17 protein-coding genes are annotated in these 18,704 nt (G+C 35.9%); 4 read left to right on the top strand and 13 right to left on the bottom strand.

Annotation, left to right across the window (positions count from 1 at the left end; genetic code table 11):
* Positions 1–159: 159 nt before the first annotated feature.
* From BAQ44_RS15340 to BAQ44_RS15325, 4 genes are all read right to left on the bottom strand, one after another.
* Entirely contained in the window at positions 160–849 is a 690-nt protein-coding gene (locus tag BAQ44_RS15340; RefSeq protein WP_277710574.1) for a FadR/GntR family transcriptional regulator, read from the bottom strand.
* A gap of 210 nt (positions 850–1,059) precedes the next feature.
* Positions 1,060–2,460 (bottom strand): sensor histidine kinase, encoded by a 1,401-nt coding sequence (locus BAQ44_RS15335; RefSeq protein ID WP_071722240.1) that lies wholly within the window; start codon positions 2,458–2,460, stop codon positions 1,060–1,062.
* A 3-nt stretch (positions 2,461–2,463) separates the two neighbouring features.
* A complete protein-coding gene (locus tag BAQ44_RS15330; protein ID WP_061678846.1) occupies positions 2,464–3,135 on the bottom strand; it encodes a response regulator transcription factor in 672 nt (223 codons plus the stop codon).
* Positions 3,128–4,102: a YncE family protein gene (locus BAQ44_RS15325; protein ID WP_061678845.1), complete on the bottom strand. Its 975-nt coding sequence runs from the start codon at positions 4,100–4,102 to the stop codon at positions 3,128–3,130. The genes BAQ44_RS15330 and BAQ44_RS15325 overlap by 8 nt, the downstream gene beginning before the upstream one ends.
* A gap of 136 nt (positions 4,103–4,238) precedes the next feature.
* Between BAQ44_RS15325 and BAQ44_RS15320 the strand changes: the two genes are divergently transcribed.
* From BAQ44_RS15320 to BAQ44_RS15305, 4 genes are all read left to right on the top strand, one after another.
* A complete protein-coding gene (locus tag BAQ44_RS15320; RefSeq protein ID WP_071722238.1) occupies positions 4,239–5,354 on the top strand; it encodes a CdaR family transcriptional regulator in 1,116 nt (371 codons plus the stop codon).
* 117 nt (positions 5,355–5,471) lie between these two features.
* Entirely contained in the window at positions 5,472–6,884 is a 1,413-nt protein-coding gene (gene glcD, locus BAQ44_RS15315) for a glycolate oxidase subunit GlcD (RefSeq protein WP_063261882.1), read from the top strand.
* Entirely contained in the window at positions 6,881–8,209 is a 1,329-nt protein-coding gene (locus tag BAQ44_RS15310; protein ID WP_071722233.1) for a (Fe-S)-binding protein, read from the top strand. Before glcD ends, BAQ44_RS15310 begins: the two co-directional genes overlap by 4 nt.
* Before the next feature lie 450 nt (positions 8,210–8,659).
* Entirely contained in the window at positions 8,660–9,502 is an 843-nt protein-coding gene (locus BAQ44_RS15305) for a CAP domain-containing protein (RefSeq protein ID WP_071722231.1), read from the top strand.
* 40 nt (positions 9,503–9,542) lie between these two features.
* On the opposite strand, the gene BAQ44_RS15300 is transcribed toward BAQ44_RS15305, so the two are convergent.
* The 9 genes from BAQ44_RS15300 to potA all read right to left on the bottom strand — a co-directional run bounded on the left by BAQ44_RS15300 (position 9,543) and on the right by potA (position 18,562).
* Positions 9,543–10,148, bottom strand: coding sequence for a DUF1648 domain-containing protein (locus BAQ44_RS15300; protein WP_071722229.1), 606 nt, complete (start codon positions 10,146–10,148; stop codon positions 9,543–9,545).
* 91 nt (positions 10,149–10,239) lie between these two features.
* Positions 10,240–11,163, bottom strand: a complete 924-nt coding sequence (locus tag BAQ44_RS15295) for an RluA family pseudouridine synthase (RefSeq protein ID WP_071722227.1) — start codon at positions 11,161–11,163, stop codon at positions 10,240–10,242.
* A 99-nt stretch (positions 11,164–11,262) separates the two neighbouring features.
* Positions 11,263–11,679 (bottom strand): YodN-related protein, encoded by a 417-nt coding sequence (locus tag BAQ44_RS15290; RefSeq protein ID WP_061678834.1) that lies wholly within the window; start codon positions 11,677–11,679, stop codon positions 11,263–11,265.
* Between the two features lie 101 nt (positions 11,680–11,780).
* Positions 11,781–13,973 carry an MMPL family transporter gene (locus BAQ44_RS15285; protein WP_071722225.1) on the bottom strand — a complete coding sequence of 731 codons (2,193 nt, stop codon included), beginning with the start codon at positions 13,971–13,973 and terminating at the stop codon, positions 11,781–11,783.
* 158 nt (positions 13,974–14,131) lie between these two features.
* Positions 14,132–14,779, bottom strand: a complete 648-nt coding sequence (locus BAQ44_RS15280) for a phosphatase PAP2 family protein (RefSeq protein ID WP_071722223.1) — start codon at positions 14,777–14,779, stop codon at positions 14,132–14,134.
* A gap of 59 nt (positions 14,780–14,838) precedes the next feature.
* Positions 14,839–15,888: a spermidine/putrescine ABC transporter substrate-binding protein PotD gene (gene potD / locus BAQ44_RS15275; RefSeq protein ID WP_061678820.1), complete on the bottom strand. Its 1,050-nt coding sequence runs from the start codon at positions 15,886–15,888 to the stop codon at positions 14,839–14,841.
* 38 nt (positions 15,889–15,926) lie between these two features.
* On the bottom strand, positions 15,927–16,727 hold the full coding sequence (potC, locus tag BAQ44_RS15270) for a spermidine/putrescine ABC transporter permease PotC (RefSeq protein ID WP_061678819.1): 801 nt from the start codon (positions 16,725–16,727) through the stop codon (positions 15,927–15,929).
* 6 nt (positions 16,728–16,733) lie between these two features.
* The gene (potB, locus tag BAQ44_RS15265; protein ID WP_061678818.1) at positions 16,734–17,582 is read right to left on the bottom strand and encodes a spermidine/putrescine ABC transporter permease PotB; all 849 of its coding nucleotides are present in this window, start codon (positions 17,580–17,582) and stop codon (positions 16,734–16,736) included.
* Positions 17,579–18,562, bottom strand: coding sequence for a spermidine/putrescine ABC transporter ATP-binding protein PotA (gene potA, locus BAQ44_RS15260; RefSeq protein ID WP_000720323.1), 984 nt, complete (start codon positions 18,560–18,562; stop codon positions 17,579–17,581). Before potA ends, potB begins: the two co-directional genes overlap by 4 nt.
* Between the last annotated feature and the right edge of the window lie 142 nt (positions 18,563–18,704).

The raw sequence follows: 18,704 nt of genomic DNA, 5'->3' as shown, positions 1-18,704 counted from the left end.
TCCCCCTTTTTACAACTCCACCAACAAACATATGGTCATCAGATGACTAAGGAAAGAAGAAGTAGGCTCAACCATGGCCTATCCTCTCCCTCTTCTAAAGAAAACGCTTACTTAATCTCTCTCTATTTTATCAAAAAATTTGATTTTTAAAAGATTAAATTACGAATTTATATCGTTTTTACCTGTGACAATATGTTCTACATTTGTTAAATGATCTAGCATTGCTTGCTGCGCTAATTCTATATCTTGCTTTAACACTGCATCATATATAACTTGATGCTCTTCTATAAGTCGTTCTGATGTTGTTTGTTCACCATATAAAATAATGCGTCTCGATTCACCAATTGTTTCAGCAATCATCTCTGAAACGTGATTCATGAGTTCAAGCAAAATGTTGTTATGCGAAGACTCCGCAATTCCCATATGGAACTGAAAATCTGCTTTTTCACCAGCCTTTTCATCTCCAATGCTCTTTGCCATTTCATCTAACCAATGCTTCATATTTTGCAAATTATCTTCCGTACGTTTTGCCGCAGCTGCTCGAACTGCCCCCACTTCAAGCACCTTTCGTACTTCTAATAAGTTCAAAATATCTTCTTTCTTCATTAATAATTTATTGTTTAATGATTTTGTTAATGAAGAAGAATCGAAACTCTTCACATATGTACCTTCTCCTTGTTTCATCTCAATTAGGCCCATTGCTCTTAGCGCACTTAACGCTTCACGAACAGCAGATCTACCAACTTGAAACTGCTCAGCTAATTGATGTACAGGAAGTAGTTTGTCACCAGGTTTTAACGTACCATTTTTAATCATTGTTAAAATAGCTTCAGATACTTCTTCGTAAATTTTTTTCGGTTTAATAGATTTGTACTCCAGTTAAATCACCTCAGTATCTTCCAAACAACAATTGAAACGATTTATAAGAACTTTGCATCATAACTATTTTAGAACGAATTGGTAAGAAGTACAAATGTTTTGTTCATAAAATCGTCAAATTTTTAATATTTATTTGATATTAATTTATATGTATTCATGAAGAAAAGCATGTCCTTCACGTCAGAACATGCTTTCTTCAAGTTGTATTTTTAATTTAATACTAACCGTCGTTCCATTCCCTTTTTCACTTTCAATTCGCCACTGTCCATCATGTATATGCACAATTTGTCTTACAATAGCAAGGCCTAAACCTGTTCCACCATGTTGACGACTTCTCGCTTTATCAACGCGGTAAAAACGTTCGCCAAGATTTTCTAAATGCTCTGTTTCAATACCGATTCCTGTATCTTTTATGTTCAATTCACAGTAATCATCTAGCTGCATGAGCGTTATCATAATATCCCCGTTTGGATTTGTATACCGTATCGCATTATCTAGCACGTTATGAAGCACTTGTTGCATACGATCCTCATCAATCATTACAATGATTTCTGGATTTAAATTTGTTGAAATACGAATTTTCTTTTCTATAAACTTAATCTCATACGTATCTAACACATCTTCAATGAGTTGTGAAAAAACGATAGGTTGTTTCTTTAACGGAAAATGTTCACCTTCTAATTGTGCTAAATCTAATAAATCATGAACGAGGCGCTGCATTCGATCTGCTTCTTTATGAATGAGCTGTGTTACTTTTTCCTGCTGCGGTCCCTTCGCTACACCATCTAAAATAGCCTCGCTATATCCTTTTATATAACTAAGCGGTGTTCTTAGTTCATGCGAAACGTTAGCTAAAAATTCCTTACGCTTTACGTCTTCTGTCTCTAAAGAATTTGCCATTTTATTAAATGCTTTTCCTAATCGTCCAATTTCATCTTCGGAAGAAATTGTAATTCGTTCTGAGAAATCTCCCGTAGCTAAATGATTTGCCACTCGTTCCATTTGCGAAAGCGGTCTCGTAATAGCGATAATAATTTTTCTACCAATCCATATTGTTAGTAAAGTCATAGCAAGTGCTAATGGCGCTAAAATAAGGCCCATATCATATATTAAGTCTTTTATACTCTTTAAAGGAATATAAGAATATACAATGCCAACTAACTTTTTATTTTCTAAAACGGGGATGACAACCCCCATAATATTACGGTCAAAATGTTCCTCATACCCTATCTTTGTCACCGTTTTTCCATCTAATAATGTTTGCCTGTCCCCTTCACTTATAAGAGAATGATGATGCACATCAAAAGGTAAACATGCGCTTAAATCACGTGGGTTTGATACGAAAAGAACGTCTGAACTAGATATTTGATCAAATGCTCGTACTTTCTCTTCAAAAGTTGCTATTCCTTCACGCTTATCATATTGCGCAGCAAGACCCTTCCCTTCCATTACTAATGAATCTTTTAAATTATCAACGTATAGCTTTTCATACGAATATAAAGATACAAAATAAAGAAAGGAAACTGTTACAAATACTGCACATACTACTGTCAACCAAAGCTTCTGTACCATCGTAAACATACGTTACACCTCAAATTTATAGCCTACACCCCAAACAGTTTGAATGTAGTTTCCACTTTCTCCAAGCTTCAAACGCATCGTTTTCACGTGCGTATCTACTGTTCTTGTACTTCCGGCATAATCATATCCCCATACCTTTTCCAGCAATTGTTCCCGGCTAAATACTTGTCCTGTATGTTGGCAAAGAAAATAGAGTAAATCAAACTCTTTTACTGTAAGAGAAATCGGCTCACCACCTGCCTCAATCTTCCTACTTTTTTCATTAATAAGGATTGGTCCAAACTGAATCTCCTCTTGTTGCTCTTGCTTTGTATAACGTCTTAGCACAGCTTCCATACGAGCAATTAGTTCTCCAGGACTAAATGGCTTTACAATATAATCATCTGCTCCCATACGTAAGCCGTTCACCCTATTCCACTCTTCACCTTTTGCTGTTAAAAATATAATTGGTACATCTGATGTTTTTCTAATTTCTTTACAAACTGAAAGTCCATCCATCTCTGGCATCATAATATCTAATACAACGAAATCATAATGATCCGTCTCTAATTTTTTTAGCGCCTCTTTTCCATTTTCAGCTTCTCCCCACTCGTATCCGAAATTATCTAAATACATTCCAACGAGCTGCCTCATATCACTTTCATCATCTACAACTAGCACCCTATATTTACTCATTGTTCTTCCCTTCCCTCTCTATGAGTTGAAACGGCCCTTTTCCGACTTTAATTGTTTGTTTTATTTTCAAATTCTTCATATCTATGACACACACTTCATCACTATCATAGCTTGCTACGTATCCTTCTGCTCCGCTCTTCAAAAATGCAAATGGATTCGACCCTATTTCTACAGAGGCTACCTCTTTATACGTGCTAACATCAAACTGTCTAAGCGTATTCGAACCGTGACTTAATGCATATACATACTTATTATCCTTCGTTATATTCACAGGCATAAACGGAGCATGTAAAGAACGTACCATTTCTCCGCTCTGCAATGAATATACTAATACTTTTTCATTGACTTGATTTCCATCACCATGTCCGCCAATCCATATTTCTTTCCCATCTGGGCTAATTGTCGCTCCTGTTGATGCTGGGGGAATCATAAAGGATTGTATCACTTCTTTTTTCTTTGTATCAATTGTCGTTAGCTTCGTATCATAAAAGTTTAATACAGATAACTGGTTATGGTACTCTACCATCGTTATCGGTCCTTTTCCTGTTGATACACTCCCTGTCTCTTTCCCTTTTATCGTAAAGAACCTTACCTTTTGGGCAGTTTGATCGGCAGCAAATAATTGCTTTTTATCTTCGGATACAATCACATTTACAATGCCTTTTCCAGTTTTATACTTGTCCACTTGCCGTCCCTCTGCTAGTGAATATACATACATGTACTCTAACTGCTTGCCATATACAAGTATATCCTCGCCGTTTGGAAGTAGTGCAACTCCTGCCATTGGTTCATTAAGTTCCCATGTCGTAATTAACTTTTTAGTTTGTTTATCAACAAAACTGATACTACCTTCTTTTATATTCGTTGTTATCATAACACTTTTATCTTTAGCAATCGGTGTATATGTACTTCCTTGACACCCTACTAATAGAAATAAAAAACAGAGAAGAAAAACATACTTTCTCAAAAGATTCCCTCCATCTTCGGATGATTTCGTTATAATTGTAAAATAACAAATAAATGTGTGGAAAGTGTGAAATTTTCCTTTCTTACTTCATTTACATATATAATGTACAACAAATAGAATTTGAGGTGTGCAAATTATGCTTTTTCCTGATTTAGCGAATAAAATTGTACGAGAAGTACGCAGACTAATTAAAGAAAATATTATTATCATTAATATAGAAGGCGTTATTATCGCAAGTACAGATGTAGAAAGAATCGGTCAGTTTCATGAAGGCGCACTCCGATGTGCAAAACAAAAGAAAACTGTCATTATTACAAAAGAAGATGAACGACGTTTGCAAGGCGTAAAGGCGGGGATGAACCTCCCCTTACTATTTCATGACGAAGTAATTGGTGTCATTGGAATTACAGGCGAACCTGAAAACATTTCACAATACGGAGAAATATTACGTAAAATGACCGAACTACTCATTCATGAAAACTACTTTTTAGAACAACTAGAACTTGAACACCGTTCTTATGAAGCGTTTGTCTTTGATTGGCTTCAAAATACAGACTGGTCTCCAAGCTTTCTCGATCGCGCAAAAACACTTGGTATTGATTTATATAAGAAGAAACAACTTATTTTGTTCTCTATCGATCAAAATGACACGATGCTTCAGCGTAAAATTTGGCAACACGTACGCAATCTATTAACAAAGGAGCATCTATTTGTTCGCTGGGGAAATGATCGATTCATTTTATTTACAGCCACAAGCTCCAAAGAACAAACGTATCAATTTTTAACACGATTAAAACAAGACTGTGAAAATTCGTTTTCTATTCCTTTATATATCGGGATTGGACAGTCCGTTACGCCAAGCAATATGAACTTGTCGTACGAACAAGCATTGCAAGCTCTTTCCGTATCACTTGAAACGAAACAAATTGTATTTAATGAAGATTTACGTTTAGAAATGTGCTTACAAGATATTTCTGCAGAAACGCGGGAACAGTTTCTAAGGCGCACGATTGAAAACTTACTATCATCTCCTGAGCTTATGCACACTTTACGCTTATTTATCGATTATAACCAATCCTATAAACAAACAGCTGAACAATTACATATACACATTAACACATTGCATTACAGACTTAAAAAGGTCGAGGAGCATACAGGACTTGATCCGAAACAATTCAAAGACTTACATATTCTATACTTCTCGCTCCTCTTATTAGATAATCACACAAAAAAGAACGATAAAATAGAGTAATCTTTAGATGATTATACATAGAAAGAATCCCCCAACTTTTTTATCATTATAATGAAAGCACTGTGACAACGTTTTTTATAATGACTAAATACGTTAACAGTTTGAGGGGGATTTCCAATGTTAGAAAAGCAAATTATTCATTCATTCGTATCCATTGTTGGCGAAGATAATGTAGATACATCCAATATGGGGCGTTTAACGTATAGTTATGATGCCACTCCAAACTTCCAAGCAATGCCTGATGCTGTCATTGCTCCTCGTAATACAAATGAAGTAGCAGAAGTGTTAAAAGTATGTAACACTCACAACATTCCTGTATATGTTCGTGGCTCTGGAACAAACCTTTGCGCAGGAACATGTCCACTTGAAGGCGGTATCGTCCTTATCTTCCGTCATATGAATAACATTTTAGAAATTGATGAAGAGAATTTAACAATCACAGTACAAGCTGGTGTGATTACGCTTGATATTATTAAAGCGGTAGAAGAAAAAGGTTTATTTTATCCACCAGATCCAAGCTCGATGAAAATTTCTACAATTGGCGGTAACATTAATGAAAACTCAGGTGGCTTACGCGGATTGAAATATGGCGTAACACGTGATTATGTGATGGGTCTTGAACTTGTCTTACCGAATGGCGATATTATTCGCACTGGTGGTAAATTAGCAAAAGATGTAGCTGGTTACGATTTAACTCGGTTATTTATCGGTTCTGAAGGAACACTTGGTGTCGTAACAGAAGCAATTTTAAAACTTGTTCCTATGCCTGAAACGAAGAAAACGATGCTTGCGCTCTATGAAGATATTAATGAAGCTGCTCGTGCTGTTTCTTCTATTATTGCAAATAAAATCATTCCAGCGACACTTGAGTTTTTAGACCAACCGACAATTGAAGTAGTAGAAGAGTTTGCTCAAATCGGTTTACCAACTGACGTAAAAGCAATTTTATTAATTGAGCAAGATGGTCCGCCTGAAGTTGTCAATCGAGATATTGAAAAAATGGCTAACGTTTGCCGCTCTATGAATGCAGTTGATGTTCGCGTTGCCAAAGATGAAGCAGAAGCAGATGCGCTTCGGACAGCTCGCCGTAGTGCACTATCAGCACTTGCAAGATTAAAGCCTACTACAATACTGGAAGATGCAACGGTACCACGTTCACAAATCGCTCCAATGGTTGAAGCGATTAATGCCATTGCAAAAAAATATAATATTCCTATTTGTACATTTGGACATGCTGGTGATGGTAACTTACATCCAACTTGTATGACAGATGCTCGTAATGAAGAAGAAATGCACCGAGCTGAACAAGCATTTGCTGAGATATTTGCAAAAGCAATTGAACTTGGCGGCACGATTACTGGTGAACATGGTGTTGGTGCGATGAAAGCTCCGTATTTAGAAATGAAATTAGGTAAAGAAGGTATTGCTGCTATGCAAGGGATTAAACAAGCCTTCGATCCAAATAACATTATGAATCCAGGAAAGATGTTCGCGAAGGACACTCGTAAAAGAGTGGTGGTTGAGCGATGACAACATTAAATAAAGAAAACATTCAAAAGGAATTTAAAGAACGATTAAGTGAAGATGAACTACTAAACTGTATGCGATGCGGTTTCTGCTTACCAACTTGTCCTACTTATATTCAATCTGGATATAAAGAATCACATTCACCACGTGGACGTATCGCATTAATGAAAGCGGTCGTTGACGGTTTAATTGAGCCAGATGAAGATGTTGAAAACACATTAAATGTTTGTCTTGGCTGCCGCGCTTGTGAACCTGTTTGTCCATCAGGTGTGAATTATGGACATTTATTAGAAGAAACTCGTGATATTATAAATCAAAATAAAAAGTTCTCCGTGCCAGTGAAAGCTGTTCGTAAAGTCGTTTTTGAAGGACTATTCCCGCATCAAAATCGAATGAGAACATTAACAGGATTAATCGGATTTTACCAACGTTCCGGTTTACAAACGCTAACACATAAAACAGGAATTATGAAGTTATTCCCTGAAACACTTGCAACGATGGATCTCGTTTTACCAAAAGTCCCAAAAATGAAAGAAATGAAAGATCGTCCTGCATTTTTACCTGCTGAAAGTACAAAGAAGAAACAAGTTGCATTCTTCACAGGTTGTTTAATGGATACGATGTTTTTAGAAACAAATAATGCAACGATGAAACTACTTCAGTTAGCTGGTTGTGATATCGTTATTCCGAAAACACAAAGTTGCTGCGGGGCATTACATGGACATGCTGGTGAGAAAAGTGGAGCAAAAGAATTAGCGAAACGCAATATAAAAGCCTTCGAAGATTTAAACATCGACTATATCATTACGAATGCTGGTGGTTGCGGAGCTTATCTTGTAGACTACGATTATCTTTTAAAAGACGATCCACAGTGGGCTGAACGTGCGAAGCAGTTTGTTTCTAAAATTAAAGATATTACTGCTATTCTAGTCGAACTGGATTTCCATAAACGGAATGACTTACGACTCAAGCCGCAAATTATTACGTATCAAGACTCTTGTCATTTACGCAATGTTATGCGAACATCTTCAGAACCTCGTATGTTACTAGAAGCAATTCAAGGCGCAACATACCGTGAAATGAAGGATGCGGATCGCTGCTGTGGTTCTGCTGGTATTTACAATATTGTTCATTCAGAGTTATCCATGGAATTTCTAGATTATAAAATGGATCGCGTGCATGAAACAGAAGCAGCAACCATTGTTACTGCAAATCCAGGTTGTTTATTACAAATGAAATTGGGCATTGAGCGAGAAGGTCTTTCTCATAAAATGAGAGGAATTCACATTGTAGATTTATTATTAGAAGCAATTGAAACCAACTCGTAATAACTCGTAACATACGTAATAATAAGAAAACGGCTATCTCCTTCGTCTACGTAAAGAGATAGCCGCTTTTTTGTCTGCTACAACATTAAAAATATGTTACTTTATTATAAAAAAGAACAACAGAAACATTACAGTTTTGTAAATTATCATCCAGTTAATCCCTAAAAAAAACGCTCTAATCGTTGCTACAAAAGCATTCTCCTTTTTCGCTTGAGGTATATTTAACCAAAAAATCATTTTAAGACCAAGTATAAAAATGCTGAAAATTCCTTTTATACTCTATGTTTCTCTTATTTCCCCCATTTCCCCTCTTAGGATAAATTAGGTAAATTTTGAGTCTATGAATTTTTTTCCATCTTTTTTCTCGCAAAATCTATGCTACGATGAATTTGTCAGTTAGACGGCTGGCAAAAAATAAATAAAAACATAGACAATATGGGGGCAAACATTATGAAAAAACGTGTTCTATTATCTGTAGCTGCTGCAACAGCACTTACTTTAGGAGTATCTTCTTTAGATGCACAAGCTGCAACAGTACAACCATCTAACATAAAGGTTCAAAATATTCAGCATTCTAAAGTGATGATGAAGCAAATGAGTCAACAAGAATTACAAGCATTCTTACAATCTATGGGAGTTGAGTCATTCGCACAATGGCAACAAGGAAACTTCCAACCAAACTGCTATATTCCTGGTCAACAACCTAATGGAAATGTTGTAACTGAACAACCAACAGCTAAACCAGTAGCTCCAAAGCCTACTGAACAAAAACCTGTTGAGCAAAAGCCTGCTGAGCAAAAACCTGCTGAGCAAGTTCAAAAACCAGAAGCTCAAAAACCAGCTGAAAACAACAATACTCAAAAACCAGCTGAACAAAAACCTGCTGAGCAAAAGCCTGCTGAAGAAGCAAAATCTTTAAGCGAGTTCGAACAACGTGTTGTTGAATTAACAAACGCTGAGCGTACAAAACAAGGCTTACCAGCATTACAAATCGATACTGAATTAAGCAAAGTAGCACGTATTAAATCTGAAGATATGCAAAAAAATAACTACTTTGATCATAATAGCCCTACTTACGGATCTCCGTTTGACATGATGAAGAAATTTGGTATTTCTTATAAATCTGCAGGTGAAAACATCGCTCAAGGCCAACGTACACCTGAAGAAGTAGTACAAGCTTGGATGAACAGTGCTGGACACCGTGCAAACATCTTAAATAACGGCTTCACTCACATCGGTGTTGGCTATGTAGAAAGCGGCAACTACTGGACACAACAATTTATTACGAAGTAAATAGATTAAAAGAGTCTTCTCATAATGAGAAGACTCTTTTTTACGTTTCATAACTTTCTATTATGTATGAGTACATTATGTAGAACATAAACAAAATAGAGCCACAGCTTATTACACTAAGTAACACGTAAAACCCCCACTTCAAGTCCAAAAACAGTGAAAACAATATACTACATGCCATCACTTGGAAAATCCGCCTACTCACTAAACGAATTTTTTGTAATTTAATTGGGTCTTTTTCCGTACTCTTAACTGTTTTAAACCCTTTACTAAGCATAAAAAGAAACATACTAATTCCAATCGTTAGTCCTGTCTGAAAGGATATCATACTTCCAAAATTAATAAAGAGAATGAGCATATGGATAAACAACATAAATAAAGTAATTGTTTTTATAAATCCATTTGTAATGACATGCTCGCCCTCATTAAACTTATATATATTATGTGAAATACTATACACGAATCCATGTAAAAAAATAATAAGACAAGGAATAAATGCTATAACAACTTGTTTACTCATAAACTCGTTCGGTGCACCATTTTCATTCCAATGTACTGCCATAAGGTTTGGTAAATATGGATAGAGGCATAGAGTAAATACAAGACAAGCGAAAAATATTCCGAGTATATATTTACATTTGACCAAGCGATTCTCACCTCTCTTTTCTCTTAACGGCTTCGCTTCTTTTAGAGAAATTCCTGCAAAAATCTACTTTTCTCAAATTTAAACTTATACTTTACGCATTCATTCTTTGAAATTCTTTCATTGTATTATTTAATTTTGCAGGAAATGGTACATCCACTTCGATCTCTTCTTTCGTAATGGGATGTAAGAAGTTTATCTTCATCGCATGTAATGCTTGCCCGGACATATATTGCGTTTGTCCACCATATAATACATCTCCAACTAACGGATTACCATGATAACTCATATGAACACGAATTTGATGTGTTCTACCTGTTTCTAATTGTAACGTTACGAGCGTAACATTTTGTTTTTTAAAATACTTCTCTACTTTATAATATGTGATTGCTTGATCTCCTTTTGGAGAAACACGTCGTCTCGTCGCATGATGACGATCTCTTCCAATCGCTGCGTCAATGGTTCCTTGCTTACCTTTTACTTTTCCTTCCACAAGCGCGGCATATGTTCTTTTAATTTTTCGCTCCATTAATAAACGATCCATAATTGCACCAGCAATTCTATGTTTAGCAAACACGACACCGCCTGTCGTATCTTTATCTAATCGATGAATATGACGAACCTTCGTCTCTAAACCTTGCATTTGAAAATGAAAGGCAACAAGGTTTGCAAGTGTTCCCGTTCCACCTTTTTCAGCAGGATGTGTATCCATCTTCTCAGGCTTATTTACGATGAGTACGTGATCGTCTTCATATACTACATGTAATTCACCATATTCAGGCTCTACATCGTATTCTTCCTCCACAAACATATGCACTTGCAACTTATCGCCTTCTTTTAAAAGCTCATTCCATCTTCTTTGTTCTCCGTTAACGGTAACACCTTTCTCCATACGAAGCTGATGCAACAACTTTTTCGGTATTTCCCATTCTATTTTTAATAACGAATCAATACTTATGCCATTCCATTTCGCTGGAACAGTAATTTCGCACCATTCGCCCTTTTTCTTCGTTTCCATACTGTATCACCTTATTTCTATTGATTCTCTCATTGTAACGGAAAATACACTTTGATGCACCGTCAAAAATAGAGGGCAGTCTTATAGTAGACTGCCCCCTCACGCTCTACGCCGTTTCATTTCTTGCAATACTTCTTCGGCTTTTTGCTCATACGATAAATCTTTAAAGAAATCCGCCAATCTTTTATAATCATTATACGTATCTAATAAATCATCCATCTTTTCTACTTTCATCACGTGTTGTTTTTGCTTCATTTTTACTGGATAACGATAGCCCGATACCTCTTGTATTTTGTAATACTCATCCTCTACTTGAATGACCTTTACAAGTTCCTCCTCTTCCGCATCCATCGTATATCCATCAAAATCTCTCAGTAATTCATAAATAATATGAGTCCATTCATCTTTTGGATAAAATCCTTTTTCTAACCGATAACCGACAATGCGATACATATGCCCATCGTTTTCTGCAAACTGTACTGTATCATTTAGCTTAAACTTAAAATAACGAAACATTGCCTTCACCTACTTATATGTAATCTTCTTATCACATACTATTTGCAAAATGTAGGCCTTGCTATTCATAAAAAAATACTCATCTTATAGATGAGTATTTTTTACGATGATTTCTCTCTTTTCTTTCGAAATGGCAACCACCAGTTCCAGTCTCCAAACAATTTCATTAAACTTGGTACGAGCATAAGACGAATAATTGTTGCATCAAGGAATATCGCTAATGCAACGCCAAGCCCCATTTGCCTTACTGGTAGAATATCAGTAAAGGCGAACGCACCAGTTACAACAATCATAATTAACGCAGCTGATGTAATGATCCTACTTGTTGACACAAGTCCTTCTAACGTTGCTTGATCGTTATCTCCTGTTTCTTCATACAATTCATGAATACGTGAAATAAGAAAGACTTCATAATCCATGCTAAGCCCAAATACGAGACCGAAAATGAAGATTGGTAAGACAAATAGAACCGGACTCGCTTCTAAACCAAAATGCCCACCTTCAAATAACCAAACAACAATTCCGATTGTTGCACTTAAACTAAGTATATTCATAATAATTGCCTTAATCGGAATGAGTATAGATCGGAATGCAAATAATAATATAACAAAGGTCGATCCAAATATAACAGACATACCAATTGCAACTTTATCTTTAATTTCATCTTCTAACTCTTGTTGGAACGTCGTCATCCCACCTAAATAATACGTAACATCTGTTTCTTTATAATTTTGTTTAAAATCACGAACCCATTGTTTAGCAGTTTCAGTACGTGGTTTTGTTTTTAGAAAGACTTCTATCGTCGTCTTATTCCCTTTCGTATATGCTTCAAATACAGGAGCTAGTTTCGCTGCTTCTGGTGACTCTAACATTCCAGCAACTTGATCTGCTTTCATACCTGTTAACCCGTCATATAAACTTCTTACTTCATGCACTTTCTTATCATCTTTTAACTTTTGAACGACTTCTTCAACCTTTTGTAAACTTTCTTTTTCTTTCATATCTTTTTTCGTCTCTACCACTAACGTAACATCAGCATGTGTTTTTGCCGTTTTATTAAATGCTTCTTCATACTTCTCATATGCAATTCTTGTATCGCTTTGTTTAGGTAGAGCTTCCACGTCAGGGAACTGCAAATTAGCTGTCCGTAATGGTAATAAGCAAATAACAATAAATGTTGTAACGACAATAATCATCGCAATTGGATGTTTCATTACAAATTGTGCAAATTTACGCCACGCCTTTGCCGGTGTATGTGCTACTTGATTCTTTTTTAATATTCGTTTCCCAATTAATGATAATAGCGCTGGAAGAAGTGTGAGTGAAAATAAAATACTCATAATCACAACAATCATTCCGCTAATTGCGACAGACTGAATATAATCGATCTTAAAGAAAAACAAACCGGATAATCCAACAAATACACATAATCCTGAAAATACGATTGCACGCCCTGCTGTCTGATATGTAATTGCTATCGCTTCTTTTACCGTTCGCTTTGCAACTTCCTCTCGAAAACGATTTACAAATAATAGCGCAAAATCAATAGATAGCGCAAGTCCAATCATCGGTGCAACATTTAACACAAAGATAGATAGTTCCTTATCGACACCTATAAAGTATGATATGCCCATCGTACTAATAACACTAAGTGCCCCATTTACAATTGGTAAAATAGATGCCAAAAGGCTACCAAATGAAAATAGTAATACGAGAAATGCAATCGGTAACCCAATCATTTCTGCTACTTTTAAATCATTTTGCGTTCTTTCATTAATCTCTTTATTAATTTTTGGAAACCCTGTAGGCGTTACTTTTAACGCTGCATTACCTTCCTTTTCGATTTTATCAGCAAATTGTAATGTCTTTTCCATTCGTTCCTTATTTGTTTTCCCGGAAAATAAAATTGTCGCATAACCGATATCATCTTGTAACATTTCTTTATTTTGCACTGGGTGATGGAAAGATTCATAAGTCTCTTTCTCTTGTATATTCTTTACAATTCCCTCTACTTGCTTTTGAAATTCTTCATGTGAAACACCTTTATTTTTTTCAAAAACGAGTAAAAGTGTATCTTGAGACCGCTTAAAATCTTTATCTAAAATTTCTTTCGTTTTTTGATAGTCCCCTTCTGTTTGGAAACCGTCACCACCTAATACTCCTGGTAGCTTTGGGGCAAAAATACCAAGTGCGATCGCAAGCAATAGTAATGCTACAATTACTGTATAACGAAACTGATACAAAAAAGCTCCTAACTTCCCCCACTTATCTACTTTATGTACATTTGTCTTCACACATTTTCACCTACTTTAAATAATTCAATTGTCATTTATACTGTATCACATCTTCGGACAAACAAAAAACGTCTAGAAACACTATAATGATAGTTTTTCTAGACGTTTTTTATCCCGCTTTAATGGGCAGTAAGACCCCCACTGATTAAAGTTTCACTTTATCTCTCTTTATTAAGCCCCCATCTCTCGGTAAGTAAACGATGACAGTAAATCGCTATAATTAACAAAATACCACCTACGCAATAACCAGCTAAAATATCAGTTGGATAATGTACATTTAAAATAACTCTGCTTAAACCAATCGATACAATGACTATTCCCATCAAGATCGTTACAGCATATTTCCCTGTTACACTCTTCAGATTTGCCGCAATGATATAAGCCAGAAACCCGAATGTCATAATAGATAACATTGCATGCCCACTAGGGAAACTATATCCAAGTGCATCCAATGCTTCATTTAACGACGGACGTTCTCTTTTCACAATTTCTTTTATCCCTTTATTCACAAGATGTGTTATTAAAATACCAACTGGATACACAATCATCGCAGCATAATAACGTTTTCTCCAAAAAACAAGTAGACTTATAACGAGCGTAGTTACGATCCCAATTGCAGACCCTACTTTTGTATAGTATGAGAAAAATGTAAGCGAATCTTCTGTTTGTAATCCTTTTACGAATCCTCGGACATATGTATCCATCACTGTAACGCCACCCACATGTACACGCCAAGCAACAATGCTAAATACAGCAAGTAATAAAACGATACATACTACCTCATATTGATGTAACTTCTTGTTCAAACGATTTCCTCCTACTATGAAAAAATGCGATTTCTACTTTAGAAACCGCATTTTCTTACTTATTTACCTTTTGTTTTTAACTCTGTCCAGTAACGATCATAGTCTTTTAGCTTATCGTCTACATCAACAAGCCATTCTGTACGATCTAATTCCTCTTTCGTTAAGAAAATCATATGGTTTTCACGATATTCTTTACTATGTAGAGGATGAGCTTTTTCATTAGGATTACTGTATCCAATTGACTCGTAGTTTTTCACACTTACTTTTTCATCTAATAAGTAGTTCATAAACTTCTCTGCAAGCTCTTTGTTTTTCGCACCTTTTGGAATCGCTAACGTATCAGCCCAAATTGTGCCACCTTCTTTTGGTACAACGTACTCTACATCTTTATTATCTTTTGCGATAAATGCTGCATCTCCAGACCAAACTGTTCCGATCCAAGCATCTTCTGTAATGAATTTTTGTTTAATATTATCTGTATCAAATGCTAATAAGTTTGGAAGTAGCTTCTTTAAATCATCTGCTGCTGTCTTTAACTGTGCATCATCTTTCGTACTGTTTGAGAATCCATGCTTTTTAAGACCCATCCCTAACACTTCACGAGAATCATTTAATAAAGTTACATGCCCTTTATATTTCTCATTCCATAGGTCAGCCCAGCTTGTAGGAGCTTCTTTCACATACTTTTTATTGTATGCAATCCCTGTTACACCCCAAGTATATACTAAAGAATATTTATTCTCTGGATCAAACGCAGGTGTTTTGAAATTAGAAATCATATTTTCGATATTTGGGATATTCTTTTTATCTAACGGCGCTAATAAGTCCATTTTTGCCATTGTTTTAACCATGTAATCAGATGGCTGAATTAAATCATACTTCGCGCCACCAGCTTGTAATTTCGCAAGCATTTCTTCGTTACTTGCATACTTATCATAGTTAACTTTCACGTTATATTTCTTTTCAAAATCTCTTAGCACTTGCTCATCAAAATTGTCAGCCCAGCTATAAATGTTTAATTCTTCTTTCTTTTCACCACAACCAGCAAGTACACCGGCAACAAGGCTAAAGCTAATTGCTGCGCCGGCTAATCTTTTCATTAATTTCATCGGTTTATTACCCCCTCGTACTTTCTATATCGTTCGTATTATAAAGGAAGGTGTCCTCCAGAGTTTTCTTCACCATCTGCACCTTTGTTACGGAAGATTTCAGATAAAACCATTAATCCTACGATAGCTACAATTAAAATTGTAGAAAGTGCATTAATTTCTGGTGATACTCCGCGCTTAACCATACTGTAAATGTATAATGGCAATGTTGTTGATCCTGGTCCTGATACGAAGAAACTAATTACAAAATCATCAATTGATAATGTGAATGTTAATAATGCAGCTGAAATAACTCCTGGTGCAATTGCTGGGAACGTTACATAACGGAACGTTTGCCACGGCGTTGCTCCTAAATCATTTGCAGCCTCTTCTAAATCACGTCCCATACCAGAAAGGCGTGCTGCTAAAATAACGACAACAAATGAAATACTAAATGTAATGTGCGCAATAATAATTGTTGTTTTGCCAAGTTCCATACCTAATTGACTAAATAAGATAAGTAAAGATAATCCCATTAAAATATCAGGAATTAAAATTGGTAAATACACAAGACCGTTAATAGCCCCTTCATAACGATATTTATAACGATGTAATGCAATTGCAAAAATCACACCAAGAACTGTCGTTACAATCGTCGTTACGATCGCAATCGTCATACTATTTACAAACGCATCAATAACATCTTGCTTTTGAAATAAATCTGTATACCAATGAAGTGTAAAGCCTTCCCATTCCGCATTAATGCGAGAATCATTGAAGGAATATACCATTAAAACCATCATTGGAAAATACAAGAACAATAAAATTAACCAAGAATAAGAAACTAAAAACTTCTTCATCTTTGCCTATTCCCCTCCGTTCCCATCATATTTATATACTTTCGTTGCACGATAATATAAGTAAATTAACAGAACAGAGAATAGAACAACAATCATAGATAACGCAGATCCAAACGGCCAGTCACGCGCTCCTAAGAATTGATTTTGAATTACGTTTCCGATTAATGCTACCTTCGATCCACCCATAACGTCTGATACAACAAACATTCCGATAGAAGAAACAAACACTAAAATAGAACCAGTAGCAATCCCTGACATCGTCATTGGTACTGTTACATTCCAAAATGCCTTTGCTGGTGTTGCACCTAAATCATAAGCTGCTTCTAGCTTACGCTTATCAAGCTGCTCAATCGCTGCATACACCGGTAAAATCATAAATGGTAATAAAGAATAGACCATTCCGAGTACTACAGAAGGTGTATTATATAGTAAATTTAAAGGTTCACTAATAATACCTAGTTTCAATAGCAATGTGTTTACAAGACCTTGTGAACGTAAAATAACAATCCATGCGTATGAACGAACAAGGAAGTTAATCCAAAACGGGATCGTTGCCAATAATAAAAGAATGGAACGATATTTACGATCAACAATTGTAATTGTATATGCAAATGGATAACCAATCAGTAAACATAGTACTGTCGTAATAACCGCAATTTTCACTGTTTCCCATAACGTCCCCATATATAATGGGTCAAACACACGCGCTATGTTCTCTAATGTAAATTGCATTTCCACTGTCCCATATGCCCCGCGCTGCATAAAGGCAAATGCCAATACAAACAGAAGGGGAATTAGGAAGAAGATTAACAGCCAAGCGACTGTCGGTAGTGCGAGTAATTTCCCTTTTTTCAATTTAAGGTCACCTCGTCCTCTTGCTCCCAGCCTACGTATACATTATCTCCAATGCTCCACTGCGCTGCTTCTTCAGCAGTTTGATATGCCATTAGTAATTCTGATGTTTTCTCGTCACGTACATACAGCTTTTCCATATTTCCAACAAACTCAACGTCTTCAATATGTCCAAGATGGTATTCTTTTAAAATCGGTTCTTCAACCGAACGCACCTTTACGTTTTCAGGGCGAATTGCTACATAGCCTTCCCCGTTTTTCACAATATTATTTTCACCGATAAATGTCGCAACGAACATCGTTTTCGGCTTATTGTAAATTTCTTTCGGCGTTCCAATTTGTTCAATATGTCCTTTATTCATAACGACAATACGATCACTCATGCTCATCGCTTCTTCTTGATCGTGCGTTACGTATATGAACGTAATTCCTAAATTACGTTGTAAGTTTTTCAATTCACGTTGCAAATCTTTTCTTAACTTAAAGTCTAACGCCCCAAGTGGCTCATCTAGTAATAATACACGCGGGTTATTTACAATCGCTCTCGCAATTGCTACACGCTGTTGCTGTCCACCAGAAAGCTTTGCAGGTTTACGATTACGGAACTCAAGTAACTGCGTTAAACGCATTGCCTCTTCAGCACGCTCTTTCTGCTCTGCTGCCGGTACTTTCTGCATTTTCATACCGAAACAAATATTTTTCTCCACATTCATATGTGGGAATAGCGCATAATGTTGGAACACTAAGTTCATATGACGCTTATATGGCGGCAAATCGTTAATCTTTTCATCATCTAATAAAAGATTCCCTTTAGTTGGCGTTTCAAAACCTGCGATCATACGAAGTAACGTTGTTTTCCCGCAACCACTCGGCCCTAAAATCGTTAAAAATTCCCCTTCTTTAATGTCTAAAGAAAGAGGTGGGATAATCACTTGATTTCCAAAATGTTTTTCTACTGCTTCAACTTTAATAATCTTTTTCATTTTCCCGTCCTATCTACCTTAAATTTAAATTTTTATATTCATGAATAAATATTTATGTTCTATAGACTATTTTTTGCTTCGATCCAAACAAAAATGATTGTTTAGCAGCGTTCTCTTCTATTCTTTATGTAGTATGTTTGAT

Source organism: Bacillus mobilis (assembly GCF_001884045.1).
Classification (GTDB): domain Bacteria; phylum Bacillota; class Bacilli; order Bacillales; family Bacillaceae_G; genus Bacillus_A; species Bacillus_A mobilis.
The sequence above is the reverse complement of the archived record's forward strand: the minus strand, read 5'-3'. Positions and strand labels throughout refer to the sequence as shown.

What these genes read in the sequence shown, in the direction of transcription:
- BAQ44_RS15335 (WP_071722240.1), bottom strand. Translation starts at nt 2,460, where the DNA reads ATGTTTACGATGGTACAGAAGCTTTGGTTGACAGTAGTATGTGCAGTA.
- BAQ44_RS15330 (WP_061678846.1), bottom strand. Translation starts at nt 3,135, where the DNA reads ATGAGTAAATATAGGGTGCTAGTTGTAGATGATGAAAGTGATATGAGG.
- BAQ44_RS15320 (WP_071722238.1), top strand. Translation starts at nt 4,239, where the DNA reads ATGCTTTTTCCTGATTTAGCGAATAAAATTGTACGAGAAGTACGCAGA.
- glcD (WP_063261882.1), top strand. Translation starts at nt 5,472, where the DNA reads ATGTTAGAAAAGCAAATTATTCATTCATTCGTATCCATTGTTGGCGAA.
- BAQ44_RS15310 (WP_071722233.1), top strand. Translation starts at nt 6,881, where the DNA reads ATGACAACATTAAATAAAGAAAACATTCAAAAGGAATTTAAAGAACGA.
- BAQ44_RS15305 (WP_071722231.1), top strand. Translation starts at nt 8,660, where the DNA reads ATGAAAAAACGTGTTCTATTATCTGTAGCTGCTGCAACAGCACTTACT.
- BAQ44_RS15295 (WP_071722227.1), bottom strand. Translation starts at nt 11,163, where the DNA reads ATGGAAACGAAGAAAAAGGGCGAATGGTGCGAAATTACTGTTCCAGCG.
- BAQ44_RS15290 (WP_061678834.1), bottom strand. Translation starts at nt 11,679, where the DNA reads ATGTTTCGTTATTTTAAGTTTAAGCTAAATGATACAGTACAGTTTGCA.
- potD (WP_061678820.1), bottom strand. Translation starts at nt 15,888, where the DNA reads ATGAAATTAATGAAAAGATTAGCCGGCGCAGCAATTAGCTTTAGCCTT.
- potC (WP_061678819.1), bottom strand. Translation starts at nt 16,727, where the DNA reads ATGAAGAAGTTTTTAGTTTCTTATTCTTGGTTAATTTTATTGTTCTTG.
- potA (WP_000720323.1), bottom strand. Translation starts at nt 18,562, where the DNA reads ATGAAAAAGATTATTAAAGTTGAAGCAGTAGAAAAACATTTTGGAAAT.